The organism is Halpernia sp. GG3 (assembly GCF_052976925.2).
Map to the genome: position 1 here is coordinate 1 of NZ_JBRIIR020000016.1, position 19,946 is coordinate 19,946.

17 protein-coding genes and 1 pseudogene are annotated in these 19,946 nt (G+C 33.7%); 7 read left to right on the forward strand and 11 right to left on the reverse strand.

Annotated features, from left to right (window positions below):
* Window positions 1-1,662, forward strand: a 1,662-nt coding sequence (locus ACVBED_RS08975) for a M36 family metallopeptidase (RefSeq protein WP_473094885.1), incomplete at its 5' end; no start/stop codon positions are given.
* A gap of 168 nt (window positions 1,663-1,830) precedes the next feature.
* On the opposite strand, the gene rplS is transcribed toward ACVBED_RS08975, so the two are convergent.
* Window positions 1,831-2,181 carry a 50S ribosomal protein L19 gene (gene rplS / locus ACVBED_RS08980; protein WP_473094886.1) on the reverse strand — a complete coding sequence of 117 codons (351 nt, stop codon included), beginning with the start codon at window positions 2,179-2,181 and terminating at the stop codon, window positions 1,831-1,833.
* Between the two features lie 617 nt (window positions 2,182-2,798).
* Here rplS and ACVBED_RS08985 point away from each other — a divergent pair.
* Entirely contained in the window at window positions 2,799-3,509 is a 711-nt protein-coding gene (locus ACVBED_RS08985; RefSeq protein WP_473094887.1) for a CoA transferase subunit A, read from the forward strand.
* Window positions 3,510-3,685: 176 nt separating this feature from the next.
* Entirely contained in the window at window positions 3,686-3,916 is a 231-nt protein-coding gene (locus ACVBED_RS08990) for a hypothetical protein (RefSeq protein WP_473094888.1), read from the forward strand.
* 126 nt (window positions 3,917-4,042) lie between these two features.
* Here the strand turns inward: ACVBED_RS08990 and ACVBED_RS08995 are convergent, their stop codons facing one another.
* Together ACVBED_RS08995 and ACVBED_RS09000 are read right to left on the reverse strand one after the other, a co-directional pair.
* Entirely contained in the window at window positions 4,043-5,029 is a 987-nt protein-coding gene (locus tag ACVBED_RS08995) for an aldo/keto reductase (protein ID WP_473094889.1), read from the reverse strand.
* A 50-nt stretch (window positions 5,030-5,079) separates the two neighbouring features.
* A complete protein-coding gene (locus ACVBED_RS09000) occupies window positions 5,080-6,891 on the reverse strand; it encodes an ABC transporter ATP-binding protein (protein ID WP_473094890.1) in 1,812 nt (603 codons plus the stop codon).
* A 115-nt stretch (window positions 6,892-7,006) separates the two neighbouring features.
* On the opposite strand from ACVBED_RS09000, the gene ACVBED_RS09005 reads away from it, so the two are divergent.
* Window positions 7,007-7,663, forward strand: a complete 657-nt coding sequence (locus tag ACVBED_RS09005) for a CoA transferase subunit B (protein WP_447121569.1) — start codon at window positions 7,007-7,009, stop codon at window positions 7,661-7,663.
* 82 nt (window positions 7,664-7,745) lie between these two features.
* Here ACVBED_RS09005 and ACVBED_RS09010 read toward each other — a convergent pair whose 3' ends face one another.
* Both ACVBED_RS09010 and ACVBED_RS09015 read right to left on the reverse strand, forming a co-directional pair.
* Window positions 7,746-8,243 carry a c-type cytochrome gene (locus tag ACVBED_RS09010; protein ID WP_447121570.1) on the reverse strand — a complete coding sequence of 166 codons (498 nt, stop codon included), beginning with the start codon at window positions 8,241-8,243 and terminating at the stop codon, window positions 7,746-7,748.
* A gap of 173 nt (window positions 8,244-8,416) precedes the next feature.
* Window positions 8,417-8,818 (reverse strand): annotated as a pseudogene (locus ACVBED_RS09015) (DUF2254 family protein); the annotation flags it as partial.
* A gap of 309 nt (window positions 8,819-9,127) precedes the next feature.
* Between ACVBED_RS09015 and ACVBED_RS09020 the strand changes: the two are divergent.
* The 3 genes from ACVBED_RS09020 (at window position 9,128) to ACVBED_RS09030 (ending at window position 13,034) form a co-directional block, all read left to right on the forward strand.
* Window positions 9,128-9,664 carry a DUF1697 domain-containing protein gene (locus ACVBED_RS09020; protein WP_447121571.1) on the forward strand — a complete coding sequence of 179 codons (537 nt, stop codon included), beginning with the start codon at window positions 9,128-9,130 and terminating at the stop codon, window positions 9,662-9,664.
* 26 nt (window positions 9,665-9,690) lie between these two features.
* Window positions 9,691-10,500 (forward strand): 3-deoxy-8-phosphooctulonate synthase, encoded by an 810-nt coding sequence (gene kdsA, locus ACVBED_RS09025; RefSeq protein ID WP_447121572.1) that lies wholly within the window; start codon window positions 9,691-9,693, stop codon window positions 10,498-10,500.
* Between the two features lie 362 nt (window positions 10,501-10,862).
* Window positions 10,863-13,034: a TonB-dependent receptor plug domain-containing protein gene (locus tag ACVBED_RS09030; RefSeq protein WP_473094918.1), complete on the forward strand. Its 2,172-nt coding sequence runs from the start codon at window positions 10,863-10,865 to the stop codon at window positions 13,032-13,034.
* 577 nt (window positions 13,035-13,611) lie between these two features.
* Here the strand turns inward: ACVBED_RS09030 and ACVBED_RS09035 are convergent.
* The 6 genes from ACVBED_RS09035 to ACVBED_RS09060 form a co-directional block, all read right to left on the reverse strand.
* Window positions 13,612-15,129 carry a nitrilase-related carbon-nitrogen hydrolase gene (locus tag ACVBED_RS09035; RefSeq protein WP_473094891.1) on the reverse strand — a complete coding sequence of 506 codons (1,518 nt, stop codon included), beginning with the start codon at window positions 15,127-15,129 and terminating at the stop codon, window positions 13,612-13,614.
* Between the two features lie 192 nt (window positions 15,130-15,321).
* A complete protein-coding gene (locus ACVBED_RS09040; protein WP_447121573.1) occupies window positions 15,322-16,689 on the reverse strand; it encodes an MATE family efflux transporter in 1,368 nt (455 codons plus the stop codon).
* A gap of 71 nt (window positions 16,690-16,760) precedes the next feature.
* On the reverse strand, window positions 16,761-17,948 hold the full coding sequence (locus ACVBED_RS09045; protein ID WP_447121574.1) for a sigma-54-dependent transcriptional regulator: 1,188 nt from the start codon (window positions 17,946-17,948) through the stop codon (window positions 16,761-16,763).
* 65 nt (window positions 17,949-18,013) lie between these two features.
* Entirely contained in the window at window positions 18,014-18,673 is a 660-nt protein-coding gene (locus ACVBED_RS09050) for a YggS family pyridoxal phosphate-dependent enzyme (RefSeq protein ID WP_473094892.1), read from the reverse strand.
* A 190-nt stretch (window positions 18,674-18,863) separates the two neighbouring features.
* Window positions 18,864-19,550 (reverse strand): SIR2 family NAD-dependent protein deacylase, encoded by a 687-nt coding sequence (locus tag ACVBED_RS09055; protein WP_473094893.1) that lies wholly within the window; start codon window positions 19,548-19,550, stop codon window positions 18,864-18,866.
* Window positions 19,550-19,903 (reverse strand): bleomycin resistance protein, encoded by a 354-nt coding sequence (locus tag ACVBED_RS09060; RefSeq protein ID WP_473094894.1) that lies wholly within the window; start codon window positions 19,901-19,903, stop codon window positions 19,550-19,552. Before ACVBED_RS09060 ends, ACVBED_RS09055 begins: the two co-directional genes overlap by 1 nt.
* Between the last annotated feature and the right edge of the window lie 43 nt (window positions 19,904-19,946).

Consider the following 19,946-nt stretch of genomic DNA (forward strand, 5'->3'; position numbering starts at 1 on the left):
GGTTTTCCGAGTGATAATTTAAATGCAGCAACTACTAATTTATTCTATCTAAATAATAAAGTACATGATATTTTTTACAGATTAGGTTTTACAGAATCAGCTAGAAATTTTCAGAGTTTCAATTTTGGTAAAGGTGGTGCACAAAATGATTATGTACTTGCAGAATCACAAGATGGAAGTGGTAAAGACAATGCCAATTTTGCAACTCCTTCTGATGGCTCCAAACCTAGAATGCAGATGTTCCTCTGGAATCCTTTGGTAGTAAATCGATTATTTTATAATGCTCCTGCAGGCGCTGTAACTAGAATGCCCGCAACACAAAATAGCGTTAGTTTTGGAGCGTCATTAAATGCAACAGGTATAACAGCTAATGTTTTAATCTCTCCAGTTTTAGATGCTTGTACGGCACTCCCGACAAATTATTTAATAGGAACAATTGGCTTAGCAGAAAGAGGAACTTGTGCGTTTACTGTCAAAACTAAAAATATGCAAAATGCAGGTGCAGTAGCGGCGATCATTTATAATGCCACAACTTCGGTAGGATTTGGAGGTATGGGTGGTACTGATGCTTCAATTAACATACCTGCAATACTAATTGAAAATACGGAAGGTGAGTATATTAAGTCACAGATCAATGCAGGTATAAATGTTAATACTACTTTGAAATTTGATGATAATTTGGTGAAATACAGAGATGGCAGTTTTGATAGTGGTATTGTAGCACATGAATATGGACATGGAATTTCAAATAGATTAGAGCCAAGTGTAACCTGTCTAAACACTTCTAGTGACAATGAACAAATGGGCGAGGGATGGTCAGATTTTTTCGCTCTGATGCTTACAAATAAACCAAATGATGACGCTACAGTTCCTAGAGGAGTAGGAACTTACGTAATAAGTGCAGCAGCTAATAGTATAGGTATTCGTCCTGCACAATATTCCCCAGACTTTAGTGTCAATAATTATACCTATGGTAAATCAAATGATACTACTTTTTCGACTTATGTTGACTCTGCAAGTGGCACCACTTTAGTTGAACCACACCAAATTGGATTCCTATGGACAACTATGCTTTGGGATCTTCATTGGAAATATGTTGTAAAATATGGATACGCCTCAGATGTGATGGCAAATACAACCAGCGGAAGTGCAAGAGTATTACAATTAATAATAAATGGTTTAAAATTAAACCCTTGTTTACCCACGTTTGTGCAAAGTAGAGATGCCATTATTGCGGCAGATGTTGCTACAACAGGTGGCACAGACAGATGTATGATTTGGGGAGTTTTTGCTAAAAGAGGTTTAGGCTTAAATGCTTCAGCCGGAAGCAAAGTAGGGGCGTCGTCTGGAATTACAGATCAGGTAGAAGACTTTAATGTTCCTGCTGATTGCACTGCACTTTCAAGTACTGAAAATATAAAAGTTAAAGACATCAGTATTTATCCAAATCCTGCTAAAAATGAATTTTTCATAAAAGTTCCTCCGCAGCAATTAGGAAAATTATCCGTGGAAGTTTATGATGCTTCCGGAAGATTAGTATCAAGCGATAAAGTTTTGGGATCAGAAAGTATTTCGACCGCGAAACTTCAAAATGGCGTTTATATTGTTAAAGTCACAGGTTTAGGAGTAGAAAATTCTTCTAAATTAATAATTAAAAAATAAAATAATTAACAATATTTTTAAACCACTTTCAATTGAAAGTGGTTTTTTTTATTTACACTTGAAGGGTAAGCTTTTTTAAATTTTTATGCTAACTGGATTTCAATATCTAAGTTATCAAACAAAAAAACCACCGAAATTCGGTGGTTTTTTCTATCTCTTTGCAGAAAATTATTTTCTTGCAACATCCTTAATTCTCGCTTTCTTACCACGAAGTTTACGGAAGTAATAAATTCTTGCTCTTTTAACTTTACCTCTTCTATCGATCTCGATTTTTTGAAGCGCTGGTAAATTTAAAGGGAAAACTCTTTCTACACCTACATCACCACTCATTTTTCTGATGGTAAAAGTTTTTGTAAGACCAGTTCCTCTTAATTGAATTACCACACCTTTAAAAAACTGAGTTCTAGTTTTAGCACCCTCACGAATTTCGTAATAAACAGTGATAGTATCACCTGCTTTAAATTTTGGGAAGTCTTTCTTCTCAATGTACTTGTCTTGTACGTAATTAATTAAATCCATTGTTTAATATAAAAATTTTTGTCAAGCTAAGCAACGTTCACGGACATCGTCAGAGGTTGGTTAACAGTTTGCAAAAATAAAATAAATTTTCTGATTAACCAACATATTTACATCTTTTTATAGGCTAATTATTTGGGCATGCCCCTTTTCTTTGGAGACGTTTCGCAATGAAGAAAATTTGTCTAAAGAAAAAGGTCGGTCTTCGGTTCCCAATCTTTCTTGCGCGCGGCAAAGCCACGCGCAAGAAAGGATTTCTACCTACGCCCTCATGCGTAAGAATCTCACTATAGAAAATTATATTTTTTAATATATATTTTCTTCATATTCCAAACGACCTCGGAAACGGAGCCGTTAAGAAAATTTAATTTTAAGCCGTCAAAAATTTTTTCTGTTTGAGTGGCGGCAAAAAATAAACAACACATGCAAATCAAAATTTCCGCCCGAGTTCAAAAATTTTAGGTTTAGATTTAAATTTTTAGGTGAGTTTCCAAGCCTGATTTTTTAGTTCTTTTTTATCAAGAAAAAAGAACAGTGAGTAAAAAATTATATTTTATCTTGCTTTATTTCTCTCTTCCCCTAAAAAATCTTAATTTTAAACCAAGAAAAAGAAAATAAGAATGATAGATAAAAGAGTCGCAAACGTAGAAGAAGCTTTAGCAGATGTAAAAGACGGACAAACCATTATGCTAGGCGGTTTCGGACTTTGCGGAATCCCTGAAAATAGCATTTCAGAACTCGTAAAGAAAAATGTAACCAATCTTACCTGTATTTCCAATAACGCCGGCGTTGATGATTTTGGTTTGGGCTTGTTACTTCAAAAAAAGCAGATCAAAAAAATGATCTCTTCTTACGTGGGAGAGAATGCTGAATTTGAGCGCCAAATGCTTTCAGGTGAATTAGATGTAGAACTCACACCACAAGGCACTTTAGCCGAAAAATGTCGCGCCGCACAAGCCGGAATTCCTGCATTTTATACACCCGCAGGTTACGGTACAGAAGTCGCGGAAGGCAAAGAAACCAAAGAATTTCATGGCAAAATGCATATTTTAGAACACGCTTTTGAAGCTGATTTTTCTATCGTAAAAGCCTGGAAAGGTGATCACAACGGTAATTTAATTTTTAAGGGAACTGCCAGAAATTTTAACGCACCAATGTCGGGCGCGGGAAAAATTACCATTGCAGAAGTAGAAGAATTGGTAGAACCGGGCGTTTTAGATCCTAATGAAATCCACATTCCAGGAATTATGGTGCAACGGATTTTTCAGGGTGAGAATTTTGAGAAAAGGATTGAGCAGCGGACGGTGAGAAAGAGAGAATATAGGGGATGAAAATAAAAAATTTACTATTACTTTTCACTTTACTTTATATTGTAAGTTGTAGCGAAATAAAAACCAATGATCCAACTGAAGTTTACAAATATTGAAGTGGTACTAATCCAAATTCTGATTTAAGATTAATTAATGGACAATATTGGCAATCTGCCCATTGGACAAAGGAATATGTTATGTTTTTAGAATTTTCACCAAAGAAAATTTGGTTAAATGAATTTATAAAGCAAAACAACTTAATTCTTGATTCTGTAAGAAATGATGACTTTATAGAGTCAAAGCCAAATTGGTTTAAGCCAACAAAAGATTCAAATAAATATAAAATCAATGGTGATTTTGATCAAGGTTCAAGATATTTTATTGATACAAAAACTGGAATTTGCTTTTTCTACGAAATTCAACTTTAGTTTTTACAACAAACCATTTATAAAGAGCAAAATTATTTAAAAATAATCATAAAAATCCCCGCAAAATCAATTGATTTCACAGGGATAAATTTATTTAAATAAACAGATTTTCTTTAGTAAAAACCTCTACAATCCAGTCATTTTTTCTGCCGCTTCCGGATATCTTGCGCCTTTAATTTCAATTTCTGAGGCTTTTTCATCAATATTTTTCAGATCTTCTTTTGTCAGTTCAATTTCAGCAGATGCAATGTTTTCTTTCAATCTGTGTGATTTCGTCGTGCCCGGAATTGGAACGATCCACGGTTTTTGAGCTAAGAGCCAAGCCAAAGCAATTTGCGCGGAAGAAGCATTTTTCTCTTTACCAATTTTTTCCAAAACTTCGACCAACGCTCTGTTTGCTACCATCGCTTCAGGTGTAAATCTTGGCGTAATTCCTCTGAGATCTCCTTTCTTAAAAGAAGTGTTCTCATCTATTTTTCCGGCTAAAAAGCCTTTTCCCAACGGACTAAAAGGTACAAAACCAATCCCAAGTTCTTCCAGTAAAGGTATAATTTCATTTTCTGGCGTTCTCGTCCACAAAGAATATTCACTTTGCAAAGCAGTAACTGGCTGAACAGAATGTGCTTTTCTAATGGTGTTTGCACCGGCTTCTGACAAACCGAAATGTTTCACTTTTCCTTCTTTTATAAGATCTTTTACCGTTCCAGCAACTTCTTCAATTGGAATATTTGGATCAACTCTATGTTGATAAAACAAATCTATAACGTCGGTTTGTAATCTTTTTAAAGATTCTTCAGCCACTTTTCTAATATTTTCTGGGCGACTGTTTACTCCCGCCATTTTGCCATTTTCAATATTAAAACCAAATTTTGTCGCCAAAACTACTTTTTCTCGAAGTGGTTTTAAAGCTTCACCTAAAAGTTCTTCATTAATATAAGGTCCATAAACTTCTGCCGTATCAAAAAAAGTGACACCTAATTCTACTGCTTTTCTAAGTAATTCGATAGAATCTTTTTTCTCCGGAAATGGGGCATAACCATAACTCATTCCCATACAACCTAAACCTAATGTAGAAACTTCTAATCCGCTGTTTCCTAAAATTCTTGTTTTCATTTTATAAAATTACGATATTAAAAATAATATTAAGAACAATATCAATAAAATTAAATGATTGCTGTCGGCTTTTCTATTACTTTCCGTTCCCCAATTTGCTGTCGCCACATCGCGTAATACAAACCTTTTTCATTAAGAAGATTTTCGTGAGAACCCATTTCTATCACTTTTCCACGCTCTAAAACATAAATTCTGTCCGCGTGCATAATAGTCGATAATCGGTGTGCGATCAGAACCGTAATCTGTTCTTTTTTTCTGGAAATTTCTCTTATTGTCGAAGTAATTTCTTCTTCGGTAATGCTGTCTAGCGCAGAAGTCGCTTCATCAAAAATCAGCAGATGTGGCTTTCTTAGTAAGGCTCTGGCAATGGCAATTCTTTGTTTTTCTCCGCCACTTAATTTTAATCCACCTTCGCCGATAACCGTTTGAATGCCGTTGTCGGCTCTTTCAATTAAACCGGTACAACTGGATTTTTTTAAAGCCAAATTAATATCTTCATCGGTCGCATCAGGATTTACAAAGAGAAGATTTTCTTTAATTGTTCCTGCAAAAAGTTGAGTGTCCTGCGTTACAAGACCAATTTGATACCGCAATTCATCAAAATCAAATTCATTTCCGTTAATACTATTATAGAAAATATTTCCTTCTTTTGGTCGGTATAATCCTACTAATAATTTAACCAAAGTACTTTTCCCTGCGCCACTTGGGCCGACAAACGCGATGGTTTCCCCATTTTTAACTTCAAAAGAAATATCGGTCAAGGCTTTGTAAGTGGAAGATTGATGTTGGAAAGACACATTTTTAAAATCCAATTTTTCAATTCCACCAATTTGTTTTGGTGTCAATGGTTTTTCTTCCACTTTCTTTTTCATTAATTGATCAAAATTAAAAAGCGACGCTTCGGCTTCGCGGTAAGAAATAATAATATTTCCAATTTCCTGCATCGGACCGAAAATAAAGAAACCATAAAATACCAAGGATAAATATTGTCCCGGCGTCACCACATTTTTAAATATTAAAAATAATAAAGTGAAAGTGATAGTTTGTTGTAAAAAATTAACCATTGTTCCCTGAATAAAACTTAGAGAACGGATGCTTTTTACTTTTTTAAGTTCGAGTCCTAAAATTTTGTACGTATTGTTATTCAGTCGTTTAACTTCCTGTTTCGTTAAACCTAAACTTTTAACAATCTCTATATTTCGAAGACTTTCTGTAGTGCTTCCCGCCAAACTATTGGTTTCTGAAACAATTGTTTTCTGAATGGTTTTAATTCTTTTGCTCAATAAATTAGTAATAAATGCAATAAAGAAAATCCCGACAATATAAACCGGCATTATCGACCAATGTAAACGAACAGCGTAAATTGAAACGAAGATGATGCTGACCAAAATTCCAAAAAATACATTGATAAAATTGGTGATAAACTTTACAGAATCTTCTCTTACTTTTGTTAAAATAGACAAGGTTTCACCACTTCTTTGGTCTTCAAATTCCTGATAAGGCAATGCCATAGAGTGTTGTAATCCATCCGTGAAGATATTTGCGCCAAATTTTTGAGTAATTACATTGACCACATAATCCTGAAAGGCTTTTGCAATTCTACTCACCATTGCAGTTCCGATCAATAATCCTAAGAAGTAAAATACGCCATGGTAAATATCTGTACCGTTAAAAAACTGATGTAAAGTTCTTGGAATGTTCTTTTCTTTATCAAAGAAATTTGGATGCGTTACTAATTGATCAAGAATATTCCCCGTAATTGCCGGACCAAATAAAGAAAATACCTGATTTACAGTGGCCAAAACGAGAGATAATATAAGTAACCATTTGTGTGGTTTTAAATAACGTAATAATGTTTTCATTCTAAAAATAATAAGGTGCAAAAATACTCATTAATCTGATTGTTTTGCTCTATTTACGACACTTGTGTTTTTATATTAGATGATTTTTATTTAAATTGCAGCATAAGATTTTACCATGCTTACAAAAGAACAAATTGCCCAAAGAATTTCAAAGGAAGTAAAAGACCGTTATTATGTAAACCTTGGAATCGGCATTCCAACATTAGTCGCTAACTTCGTTTCACATGATCTTTCCGTGGAATTCCAAAGTGAAAATGGGGTTTTAGGAATGGGCCCTTTTCCTTTTGAAGGCGAAGAAGATCCAGACTTAATAAATGCCGGAAAACAAACAATAACAGCACTTCCTGGCGCTTCATTTTTTGATTCTGCTTTTAGTTTTGGTATGATCCGCAGTCAGAAAGTAGATCTAACAATTCTCGGCGCAATGGAAGTTTCTGAAAATGGTGATATTGCCAATTGGAAAATTCCTGGTAAAATGGTGAAAGGAATGGGCGGTGCCATGGATTTGGTGGCTTCCGCAGAAAATATCATCGTGGCTATGATGCACGTCAATAAAAAAGGCGAATCTAAGATTTTAAAAAATTGCACTTTACCTCTAACGGGCGTTAGATGTGTGAAAAAAGTGGTTACGGAATTAGCAGTTTTAGAAATAACGCCAAAAGGTTTTAGACTTTTAGAACGAGCACCAGGCGTTTCTGTAGAAGATATTATAAAAGCAACGGAAGCAGATTTAATTATTGATGGAGAAATCCCTGAAATGCAATTTGATTAATTTTCAAATTTTGATCAGTTCAAATTACTACCAATAAAAAACAGCAACTTCCATAGTTGCTGTTTTAGTGAAAATAAAAAACTTATTTTTTTTCCTCCTTTCGTTCAGGCATTAATTTAGGAATCATTTTACTTAAATCCTGCATATATTCCGTTGGGTTTGTATTTCCGCGATGACACGTAATACAATAGACCATGGTTACTTGTTTTGGTTTGGGATCTGGGGCGTGAGGCAAGAAATATTTTGAATTGATATCGTTCGTCATTTCCAGCATTCCTCTCGCGATTAATTTTGATTTTTTTGTGTCAGATGCAAAATCCAATTTAGTGGCATCATCAGCTTTCGCAGCGTGGCAATAATTACATCTAACTCCCAATGAAGTATTAAATGTCCTCATTACAAAATGCAAACTGTCTTCGGAAATATTCTGAGGTAAAACTTTTAAATTTTTCCACTCGTTCTGTGTTTCTTTTACAGGTTTGTACAGTTTAGTAGAATTGGTCGTGAAAGTGATCACTATTCCAATGATTGCGACAAATCCACAATACGAAAGAATAGATTTAAGTTGGCTGGTTTTCATATAGGTTAATTTTTATGCTATATCTAAGTTATAAATTATTTAGCATTCCTAATATAAATTTGCAAAAAATTTAAGAAATTAAGACAGAATTTTTTGCTCGCCGATTTTATTTAACCACAAATCAAAAGTAGGAGTGTAAAGATTTTTATGATCCAGTATTTGAAGTTTCTCAATCATTTCAAATAATTGATTTTGAATATACTGGTCTTTTTTGCCATAATTCCAGATCGGGACAATGCACTTTTCGAAATTCTCAAAAAAAGTTGAACTTGATCTGTAGATCCTGGCGGTTTTTTATGATCGTAAACTAAATAAGGTAGCAAATGTGTTAGTTTAAATTTTAAAACCGCACCTAAAGCATGAAGACTAAGAACCGCGGTCGCGGGATCGTTAATTCCCGGACTTAAGGCTTTTAACGCAATCTCCGTAAGCTGATGAAAACCATAATCTGCATTTCGCTCAATGGGCTGACCGCTAAAAAAATCTGCAAAATCTGCAATATTTTGCAACATATCTTGGGTAATATTTCCTTTATTATAAACTAAAATACAAAGCGTATCCTGTAAAATAAAACTGCCTTGTTTACAAAGAAAGTAATGAAAAGGTCATTTTTTGTACAAATTTCCTTCAGTGTTTTTAAGTGTAAAACATAAAACAAAGGCTGATATTCTGTCAAAGATCAGTAAATCTTTAAAACGTTACAAGCAGGGAATCATTTTTCTCATTTAAAAATCGTTAAATTTTATTATTTAATAAAAGCGAACATTTATTATTTTTAAAATATAAAGTATGTAAATTTGAAATAATTGTTTTTACGGTTAAAATTGTTCATTTTGCATGCGTGTTAAATTAAATTTTTTAATGGTGAAATTTAATTATCAAAAATGAAAAATGATCAAAAGTATGTCGTCTTTCTTCGCGGCGTGAATGTCAATGGTATATCGATGAAGATGTCGGAAGTGTGTAAAGTTTTTTCTGACAATGACATTGACAAAGTCATCTCAGTTTTAGCCACTGGAAATATTATTTTTAATTCAAGTCTGGGCAAAAATTTTTTAAAGGAAAAATTAGAAAAAGTACTCTCAAGTTATTTCAATTATGACGCTTTTTTATTTCTAAAAACGGCTGAAGAAGTGAAATGTATTTTAGACAAAAATCCTTTCCGAAAAGATTCAGATTTTCATATTTATAGTTTTATAACGAATCCACATTTTGAAGATGAACTCTTAAAAAATTTTATAGAAACTGAAAAATCCGAAGGCGAAGATGCGAAAATGGTAGGCGTAAATTTTTACTGGAAAGTCAAAAAAGGAAATACTTTAGATTCTAGTTTTGGTAAAATTTTAGGTAAGAAAAAATTTAAAGATTCGCTTACTTCCAGAAATATAAACACGATTGAAAAAATTATTGCTAAGTTTTAATTATTTTTGTCTAAATTAAATTCCACATGATACAATACTTAGATAATATTCAACATAAAAATTCTAAAAACTTTTTCTTAATTGCAGGTCCATGTATTATTGAAGGCGAAGATATGGCGCTTAGGATTGCTGAAAAAGTAATAAAGATCACCGATAAATTTGAAATTCCTTATATTTTTAAAGGTAGTTTTAAAAAAGCAAACCGTTCAAGAGTTGATAGTTTTACAAGCATTGGCGAGGAAAAATCTTTAGAAATTTTACGTAAAGTGGGGGAGACGTTTAACATTCCAACTACAACAGACATTCATGAAAATGAACACGCTGCCTTGGCCGCACAATATGTTGATGTGCTGCAGATCCCTGCGTTTTTAGTGCGGCAAACTGATCTGTTGATTGCCGCCGCAAAAACCGGAAAATGCGTTACTTTGAAAAAAGGACAATTTCTTTCCCCAGAATCCATGAAATTTGCGATTGAAAAAATGACGGATTCCGGAAATCTAAAAACAGCGATCATAGAACGGGGAAATTCTTTTGGCTACACCGATTTAGTAGTTGATTTCCGCGGAATTCCAACTATGAAAAATTATGCGCCCGTGATTCTTGATGTGACGCATTCTTTGCAGCAACCTAACCAAAGTTCCGGCATAACTGGCGGAAGACCAGATTTAATTGAAACGATCGCAAAGGCTGGAATTGCTGTTGGTGCAGACGGATTATTTATTGAAACACATCCTGATCCTTCCGTTGCACTATCTGACGGTGCTAATATGTTGCGTTTAGATTTGTTAGAAAATTTATTAGAGAAATTAACAAGGGTAAGAGAAGCAATTTTATAAAGTAAAACAAGTTATTTCAAATGTTCTGAGATATTCTGAAGTGTTAAAATTTTTTAACAGATTTAAAAAATTTCCCTATTTTAGTTGCTTAAAACATTACCTTGAAAAAAATTCAACTTTTCCTTTTTTTTATTCTACCTTTTCTGGTTTTTTCGCAGATTAATCTGAAAATTATAGATGAAAATGGTGCGCCAGTTTCAGAAGCAAAAGTATCTTACAATAATCAAAATTATATTACTGACAATGCTGGTTTTGTAAAAATTCCTTTGGCAAGTTCGGCTAAAACAATTACAGCGGAAAAAGAAAATTTTAAAACCTTTACCAAAATTTTAAAAGCATTTCCAAAAAGCCAAAACGTAAATGTGCTTTTTGCAAGCATTCCAAAAGAAGGTCAGATTCAAGAAGTTGTTTTTCAGAAAAAAGCCAGAACTAAAATTACCGATCTTACATCTGTAGAAATTTCTGCAAAAGAAGCGCAACAAGTCGCGTCACTTTCGGGGGGAATTGAAGGTTTATTAAAAACTTTACCTTCTGTAAATTCTAATTCAGAATTGAGTTCGCAGTACATGGTTCGTGGCGGAAATTTTGATGAAAACTTAATTTACATCAATGATATTGAAATTTATAGACCTTATTTAATTAGAAACTCTTTGCAGGAAGGATTAAGTATCATTAATCCTGATATGGTTTCAAACATCAATTTTTCTGCAGGCGGATTTGAGCCAAAATATGGGGATAAAATGTCTTCTAGTTTAAATATTTATTACAGACAACCAGAGAAATTCGAAATTTCTGGCGAAGCAAGTTTAATTGGTGGTCGGCTTTCCACGGGTTTTGCGTCGAAAGATAAAAAATTATCGGCTTTATTTTCTGCACGTTACAGAAATACGAATTTGGTTCTTAATACTTTAAATGAGCAGACAGATTTCAACCCACAATACCAAGATTTTCAGTCGTATATTAATTATGACATCAATTCTAAATGGGCAATTTCATTTTTAGGTTACTATTCTAAAAATATTTTCCAAGTGATTCCAAAACAAAAAGAGGTCGATTTCGGCACATTTCTTCAGCCGATAAAATTAAATATAGGTTATAGCGGACAGGAAAATGATCAATATAGAAATATGATGGGAACGGCTTCTGTTTCATTTAAACCTTCAAAAAAATTTAAATTCACTCTTGATAATTTTGCGTATCAAAACCGGGAAAAAGAATATTATGACATAGCTTCTGGTTACGAATTACAAACCTTTGATCCTGCAACCGGCGCGCCAATTACTTCTTATGATGTTGGGGGCCAAATCGATCACGCGAGAAATGATTTGTTGGTCAAAACCTACGGCGCACAGTTTAAAACCAGATTTTCGCCAAATGTAAATACAGATTATGAAGTTGGTTTTAAATATGAAAAAGAAAATGTACAAGATTTGACCAATGAATTTCAGTTGGTAGATTCCATTGGTTACGGCTCGCATCATAATTTTGCCAATCCTGGAAATTTAGATGCTTCTCAATTGGCTTTAAAATATAGCATTAATGGCGAAAATCATATCGAACCAACCAGAATGTCGGCTTACGCGCAATATTCTAAAAAATTCTTTTGGGGCGAAAATAAAATGTTTGTAAACGCCGGTGCGCGCTTTGCACATTGGAGTTTCAATAATGAAACGATTTTCTCACCACGGGCACAAATTGCCATAAAACCAAATTGGGCTATCGACATGCTTTTTAAATTATCTGGTGGCGTGTATTACCAAGCGCCGTTTTATAAAGAAATTAAAGATTTAGATGGCAATTTTAATCCGACTATAAAATCACAAAAATCAATACAGATAATTTTATCCAATGATTATGAATTCAAACTTAATAATCGACCTTTTAAATTAACTACAGAAGCCTATTATAAAAAACTAACCGATTTAATTCCTTATTTTCAGGACAATGTAAGAATCCGTTATGCGGGGCAAAATAACGCAAAAGGTTACGCGTACGGTTTAGACGCGAGATTATTTGGGGAATTTGTTCCCGGAGTCGATTCTTGGGTATCTGCAAGCTACGCAAGAGTCTTTGAAAATATTAATGATTTAGGATATGTCCCGAGACCGACGGATCAGCGTTTCAGATTTGCTCTATTTTACCAAGATTACATGCCGCGTTTCCCATCAATGCGTGTAAACCTAACTTTAACTTACGCCAATGGTTTACCAAACGGCGCACCGATTGCCTTAGACGCTAACGGAAAACCAGACTTTACATTTCGCTACAAATACCAAAGCAATTTGCCTTCTTATAAACGAGTAGATATTGGTTTATCTAAAATTTTCATTGATCAAAAAGACAATAAAGTTAACGGCGGTTTCTGGGGAAATTTTAAAGAATTAAGTTTAGGCGTTCAGATCTTTAATGCTTTTAATATCAATAATACGGTTGCAAATACTTCAATTACGGATGTGAATTCTGGATTAATTTATCCAGTTCCAGTAAGATTAACGGGACGTTTTTTTAATGTGAAGTTGGAGTTTAAGTTGTAGGAAAATATTATAGAATATTAATATGAAAGTTAAAAAGTGGATTATATATAATCTAGTTGTTTGTTTCGCAGTTTATTGGCTATCAAATTTAATATTGTGGTTTCCTTGGAGTTTAAATGAAACTTTGGGACAAATTTTAATGCTAACATTAAATCCTATACTTTGGGGTTTTTCGTCGTATTTATGCATAATTAAATACCCGAGTGTTAAAATTTTTAATGGAGTATTATTAAATAGTCTCATATTTACTTTGGAAGCAATATTATCAGATTTAATATTTTTTGTATTAATCAGAAATGCAAAAGATAAATTGATGCATATTACAACAATTTATGCATGGTGTTTCGTTGCGTGTTTACCATTTATCATATACTTTTTATTTAGGAAGTCAATTAATAAAAATATCAAACAACTTGAAAGTTCTGATTTTTTCAGACCAGTCTCCATTGGTTTGTTCTCTCTTATCGCAATTATTGGAATAATATTTTTCAATCTATAACTTTCATAAATGGGTGGAGAGAATTAGTGATCCATTCAAAATAAAGAATTCCCAAAACGGTAGTTTTGGGAATTCTTTTTATTTTTCTGTGTTAAGAGAAATTGTATCATATAAATCTTTACGGCGGTCTGTAATCGTTCTTACAGCGCCGTTGTAATGAAGATCTTTCAAATGGTTAAGATCAACATCTACAATTAACGTCATTTCCGTATTTGGCGTTGCTTCGCCTTTTACACCATTTGTGGGAAAAGAGAAGTCTGAAGGCGTGAGAACTGCAGCTTGTCCAAACTGAATATCCATATTATTTACGCCCGGTAAATTTCCGACGCAACCTGCAATCGCAACATAGCACTCATTTTCTATGGCTCTCGCAGCGGCGCAATTTCGAACTCTTGTGTACGCATTTTGCGTGTCTGTGAGATAAGGAACAAATAAAATTTTCATGCCTTGATCAGCGAGAAGTCGGGAAAGTTCAGGGAATTCTACGTCATAGCAAATAATTAAACCAATCTTTCCACAATCTGTATCAAAGGCTTTTATTTCGTTGCCACCTTTCATGCCGTAATAGCGGCGTTCATTTGGCGTGATGTGAATTTTCTTGTATTCATCAATTTTTCCGTCGCGGTGCATTAAATAAGACATATTGTAAAGTTCACCATTTTCTTCAAAAGGCATACTGCCGGAAATAATATTCACATTGTAACTGATCGCAAAATCAGAAATTCTCACTTTAATTTCTTCCGTTAATTTTGCCAGTTCAAACATACTTTCTCTTTCAGAAAGATGGTTGAATGGTGCGAGAAGTGGCGTATTAAACAATTCTGGAAATAGTACGAAATCGGCTTTGTAATCGCCCATCACATTAACGAAAAATTCAACCTGATTATAAAAATCATCAATCGTCTTAAAATGACGCATTTGCCATTGCACTAAACCAAGCCTGATCACGCTGTCTTGCATTGTGTTCAGATTCTTTTTGCTATAATAGATATTATTCCATTGTAGCAAAACGGCGTTTTCTTTTGACGCTTCATCTTCGGGTAAATATTTTTTTAAAACCCTAATCGGTAAAAAATTATTAGATAATTGAAAACTTAATACCGGATCATAAATCTCTTTATCCCGAACTTTAGAAATATACGCTCGTGGCGAAAGTTCGTGGCTGTGTTTAGAATAATTTGGAATTCTACCACCTAAAATAATAGAACGTAAATTTAATTGCTCGCACAATTCTTTTCGCGCATCATAGAGTCTTCTGCCTAATCGCAAAGTTCTATGTTCTGGAGCAACAAAAACCTCAATTCCATAAAGAACATTTCCAATATCGGTGTGCGTATTAAACGTGTAATCTGCGGTAATATCTGCGTAAGTATGGTCATCGCCAAACAATTCGTATTGCACAATAATCGAAAGACAAGCAGCGGCTAATTTCCCATCAACGGTGATACAAATCTGTCCTTCCGGGAAAACTTTTGTAAGCTTTTGGATGCTTTTTTTCGACCAAACATAGTCTTTCATTTGCGGATAAGCGTCTCGCATGACACTTACCAAAACCTCGTAATCTGAAAGTTCTAGTTTTCTTATATTAATTTCCATTTTTTTTAATTTTTTAATTTATTTTTTTTAGGCAACTATATCCGCTTTTCGTTTCCAAATCGAGGAACGAGTTTCGACGATTCAATCATAAATTATAAATTTGAGTCAATCTTTTTTTTCAAATGCAAAAAAAAGGATTTTCACTCAAGTGGGGCCGCGAAGGATTCGACAATAAAAGGAATATACGATTAATTATTTAAGCAAATTCAAAGCAATTTTTTTATCTGCCAGAGTTAAAAACCTTCGCACCAGTAAAATCGCTGAAATACTAAGCCCTATTCCCAAAGCAATCCAAACGCCAAGCGCACCCAGATCCATACTCACACAGAGGAAATAACCCAGCGGTAAAGTGATGACCCAATAGGCAATAAAGGTAATAATGCTCGGTACTTTCACATCTTGTAAACCGCGCAAACTTCCTAAAGCAGTCACTTGAATTCCATCTGATAATTGAAATAATGCCGCAACAATTAATAATTTTGAAGCTAATAAAATAACTTCTACATCTTCTTTTTTTGTAAAAAATGTAGGCAGAATATGTCGGCCAAGTATGAAAAAAGTGCCACACAATGCCATAAAAATAAACGTGATTTTAATATTATTAATTCCAACTGCTTTTACACCAGCAAAATCACCTTCGCCAATTCGCCGTCCAACCATAATTGTAGAAGCGACACTAAAACCAATACATAAATTAAAGGTAAAAGATGCCATTGACAAAGCAATTTGATGTGAAGCAATATCATTTGCAGAAATTAAACCACAAATAAAAGCCGCCGCAGCAAAAGCCGAAATTTCAAAAAACATTTGTAACGCTGTTGGAAATCCTAAGCGAATCATGGTTTCAAAAATATTTTTTGAGAAACTTTTTATTTTTAAAGAGAAATCTAAAATATATCTTCTTGTAACATCCTTTTTACGAAGAATAAAATAGAGTAGAACCACCATAAAAATTCTAGCAATAAAAGTGGCCCATGCAGAACCATCAACGCCCATTGGTTTAACTCCGAACAAACCTTTTATGAAAATATAATTTAAAATAATATTTACAACGTTTGCGGCGATTGTCGCTTTTGTAACGCCAATTGTGTAAGAAAGTCCTTCAGAAACTTCACGAAGTGTCTGAAATAGCATAAAGGGAATCATCGTTAAGATCATAATACTTAAATAACTTATCGTATTTGGGATAATTTTCGGCGGTTGATCTAAGTGGTAAATTAATGGTAAAGCAGCATACAAAATGGACATTAATAAAATGGCAACTACCATATTAATAACGAAACCATGGCGAAAAACCTGATTTATTTTTTCGTGGTTATTGGTAACATGCGCCTCAGAAACTAATGGCGGAATGGCAAATGAAAAACCTAAGGCAAAAACAAAAATTGAGAAAAATACGCCATTTGCCAAGGCAACTGAAGCCAAAGCATCTGCGCCCAAAAGATTTCCCACAATAATATTATCAAATAAGTTTACGGAAACCTGCCCAACTTGTGTGAGCATGACGGGAAGGGCCAAAATTAGCGAAGCTTTTGTATACTTTTTGTTTAGAAATGACATAAAAAAATTTGCCGCAAAAATACGGCAAATTAAATTGTTAAATTCTTTAAGAATTGTATTAGAAATGTGATTTATTTTCTCACAAAAATATCTACGTCATTCGGTTCTACAGGATTTTTGCCTAAGATCATCAGACGTTCTACGACATTTCGCAGTTCACGAATATTTCCGGTCCAGTTCAGTTTCTGTAAAGAAGTGATAGCGCCATCGCTAAAATCTTTCTTTGGCGTTCCCTGCTCCTCAGAAATAATTCTAGAAAAATGTTTGATTAATAAAGGAATATCATCTAATCTTTCGTTTAAAGAGGGAACTGCAATTTCAATCACAGATAATCTGTGAAAAAGATCTTCTCTAAATTTCCCCTCCTCAATTTCTTTTTTCAAATCTTTATTTGTCGCCGCCAAAACACGCACGTCTACTTTTATTTCTTTATCACTTCCAACAGGTGATACCTTTTTCTCTTGCAAAGCACGAAGAACCTTTGCCTGCGCGCTCAAACTCATATCGCCAACTTCATCCAGAAAAATTGTCCCGCCTGTTGCCAACTCAAATTTTCCCTGTTTGTCTTTAATAGCGCCGGTAAATGAACCTTTCATATGTCCAAAAAGTTCAGATTCAATCAATTCTGATGGAATTGCGGCACAATTTACTTCTACCATCGGACCTTTATTTCTGTCGCTTTGAGCGTGAATGGCATGTGCAACAAGTTCTTTTCCAGCACCATTTGGACCTGTAATTAAAACGCGCGCATCGGAAACAGCTACTTTATCAATGATGTCCTGTATCTCTTTCAACGCAGGGGAATCCCCAATCATCTGATATTTTTTACTTACTTTTTTCTTTAAATTAGAATTTTCACTTTGCAGATTTTTATTTTCTTTTCTTAAAACTTCCCTGTGCAAAGCATTTTTAACACTCGTAATCAAGCGGTTAATATCAATTGGTTTTTCGATGAAATCATACGCGCCTTCGCGGATGCAACCCACAGCGGTATCGATATCGCCAAACGCAGAAATCATAATGAAAGTAGTTTCCGGCTTTAACTTTAAAGTTTGGGTTAAAAGTTCGTTACCGGAAAGTTTAGGCATTTTCATGTCCGAAATAATCAATTCGAAATCTTCTTTTTCTAATAATTTGTAGGCTTCCAGACCATCACCAGCAACTAAAAATTCATATTCTTGCATTTCATCAGATAAAATACTGTGAATTGCGCCAGAAATTGCCGGTTCGTCTTCAACTATTAAAATTTTCTGCTTCATTTCTTAATTTTATTTTATTTTTTTTAAATTCTATTCTGCCGCAACAAAAATCATTCCTTTAGACTTCAATATTTTCTCTCACCAAATATTGCAGAACCTATACGCACAGAATTTGCTCCGCACTCAATTGCCAGCTTAAAATCATCGCTCATTCCCATTGAAAGCATTTCTAATTTTTTAATATTATTGAGTTTGTCAAATAAAGTTTTCAACTTTAAAAATTCACTTTTAACTTGTACTTTATCTTCTGTAAAAGTTGCCATTCCCATCAATCCTGTAATTTTAATATACGGAAAGTCGCCATTTAAATATTCCTGATAAATTTTTTCAGTTTCAGAAATAGTTAATCCAAATTTAGATTCTTCTTCGGCAATTTTTACCTGAAGCAAAACATTGATGATTCGCGAATTTTTTAAGGCTTCTTTATTAATTTCTTTCAATACTTTTTCAGAATCAACACTTTGAATTGTGTGCACAAAAGGTGCAATATACTTTACTTTATTGGTTTGTAAATGACCAATCAAATGCCATTCAATATCTTTTGGTAAGGTTTCATATTTTTCAACTAATTCCTGCACTTTGTTTTCACCAAAGACTCTTTGACCTAAATTATAAACCAATTCGATTTTTTCTACTGGATGAAATTTTGATACAGCGACTAGCTGAACACTTTCCGGAATCTGATTCCGTATTTCTAAATATTGGTTTTCTAAATATTTTTCCATTTTTTTTAATCTCAATTAAAGTAAAACAATTACTTTATTAGGGAATAGTACCAGTTGTAAAGATACCATTTTAAGAAGAGATTTAAAAATAGGCAAATGCTTAAATTTAATATTTTTGAAAATAAATCAGCTATTTTAAAATCGAAAACAAATTTGCTAGTTATCAGTGTTATAAAATTATTTTAACCCATTAAATATCTTCTAGTTTCTTCCTAATTAGCCGCATTCCTTCACTGGCAGACATTTTATAAAAATGGGTATGCCGCACCAATTTTTTTTCAAGATTTGGGTCAATTATAAAAATTTGACAATTTTCTGACGCAAATTCTATCAAACCTGCGGCCGGATAAACCTGTAAACTAGTACCGACAATAATGAAGAAATCTGCCTGCGAAACTTTTTCAGCTGCGTTTTCCAATTCTGGAACCATTTCGCCAAACCAAACAATGTGTGGTCTCAATTGAATTCCGCTTTCATCAAGGTCACCAATTTTCATATCCCCTTTCCAATCGATAATTTTATAAGAATTTAAAATGTTTCGGGCTTTTAACAGTTCACCGTGAAGATGTAAAACATTTGTGGAGCCAGCGCGCTCATGCAAATCATCCACGTTCTGAGTAATAATTTCCACATTAAATTTTTTCTCTAACTCTGCCAAAATTAAATGTGCATCATTCGGGGAAACCTCACTTAATTGTTTACGTCTCGCATTGTAAAAATCTAAAACCAGTTTCGGATTTCTTGCAAAACCTTCCGGACTTGCCACATCTTCTACGTGGTGATTTTCCCATAATCCATTAGAATCACGAAACGTTTTAATGCCACTTTCCGCAGAAATTCCGGCACCGGAAAGTATTACTAAATCCTTTTTTTTCATTACATGATACCTTGTCCGAAAGTTAAAAGGTTATTGTCTGGGTCTAAAATTGAAAATTCTAACTGCTTCCAGATCTTATTTTTAAGTTTTCCATTGGGATGAATTTTAATTCCGTTATCTAAAAAACTTTGATAAATTTCCTCAATATCGCTGGTTCTTATATAAACCATTCCATAATTTTCTTTGGGATTTAAATCTTTATATAGAAATAAATGGATTTCAATTTCATCTTTAGAAATCATCAGATAATCGCCCCAATCGCCAACTTCAGTAAAACCTAATCTATTTATATAAAAGTTTTTAGTTAATTTTTTATCGCGTATCGGTAATTTTGGGATGATTTTTTGCCACATAATTTTAAATTTATATTCTTTTTTTAAGCGTGTTTATCATTTT

Excerpts from the sequence above, each read along its gene's own strand:
- ACVBED_RS09000 (WP_473094890.1), bottom strand. The coding sequence starts at position 6,891 with ATGAAAACATTATTACGTTATTTAAAACCACACAAATGGTTACTTATA.
- ACVBED_RS08985 (WP_473094887.1), top strand. The coding sequence starts at position 2,799 with ATGATAGATAAAAGAGTCGCAAACGTAGAAGAAGCTTTAGCAGATGTA.
- ACVBED_RS09005 (WP_447121569.1), top strand. The coding sequence starts at position 7,007 with ATGCTTACAAAAGAACAAATTGCCCAAAGAATTTCAAAGGAAGTAAAA.
- kdsA (WP_447121572.1), top strand. The coding sequence starts at position 9,691 with ATGATACAATACTTAGATAATATTCAACATAAAAATTCTAAAAACTTT.
- rplS (WP_473094886.1), bottom strand. The coding sequence starts at position 2,181 with ATGGATTTAATTAATTACGTACAAGACAAGTACATTGAGAAGAAAGAC.
- ACVBED_RS09055 (WP_473094893.1), bottom strand. The coding sequence starts at position 19,550 with ATGAAAAAAAAGGATTTAGTAATACTTTCCGGTGCCGGAATTTCTGCG.
- ACVBED_RS09020 (WP_447121571.1), top strand. The coding sequence starts at position 9,128 with ATGAAAAATGATCAAAAGTATGTCGTCTTTCTTCGCGGCGTGAATGTC.
- ACVBED_RS09050 (WP_473094892.1), bottom strand. The coding sequence starts at position 18,673 with ATGGAAAAATATTTAGAAAACCAATATTTAGAAATACGGAATCAGATT.
- ACVBED_RS08990 (WP_473094888.1), top strand. The coding sequence starts at position 3,686 with ATGTTTTTAGAATTTTCACCAAAGAAAATTTGGTTAAATGAATTTATA.
- ACVBED_RS09040 (WP_447121573.1), bottom strand. The coding sequence starts at position 16,689 with ATGTCATTTCTAAACAAAAAGTATACAAAAGCTTCGCTAATTTTGGCC.
- ACVBED_RS08995 (WP_473094889.1), bottom strand. The coding sequence starts at position 5,029 with ATGAAAACAAGAATTTTAGGAAACAGCGGATTAGAAGTTTCTACATTA.
- ACVBED_RS09035 (WP_473094891.1), bottom strand. The coding sequence starts at position 15,129 with ATGGAAATTAATATAAGAAAACTAGAACTTTCAGATTACGAGGTTTTG.
- ACVBED_RS09045 (WP_447121574.1), bottom strand. The coding sequence starts at position 17,948 with ATGAAGCAGAAAATTTTAATAGTTGAAGACGAACCGGCAATTTCTGGC.
- ACVBED_RS09060 (WP_473094894.1), bottom strand. The coding sequence starts at position 19,903 with ATGTGGCAAAAAATCATCCCAAAATTACCGATACGCGATAAAAAATTA.
- ACVBED_RS09010 (WP_447121570.1), bottom strand. The coding sequence starts at position 8,243 with ATGAAAACCAGCCAACTTAAATCTATTCTTTCGTATTGTGGATTTGTC.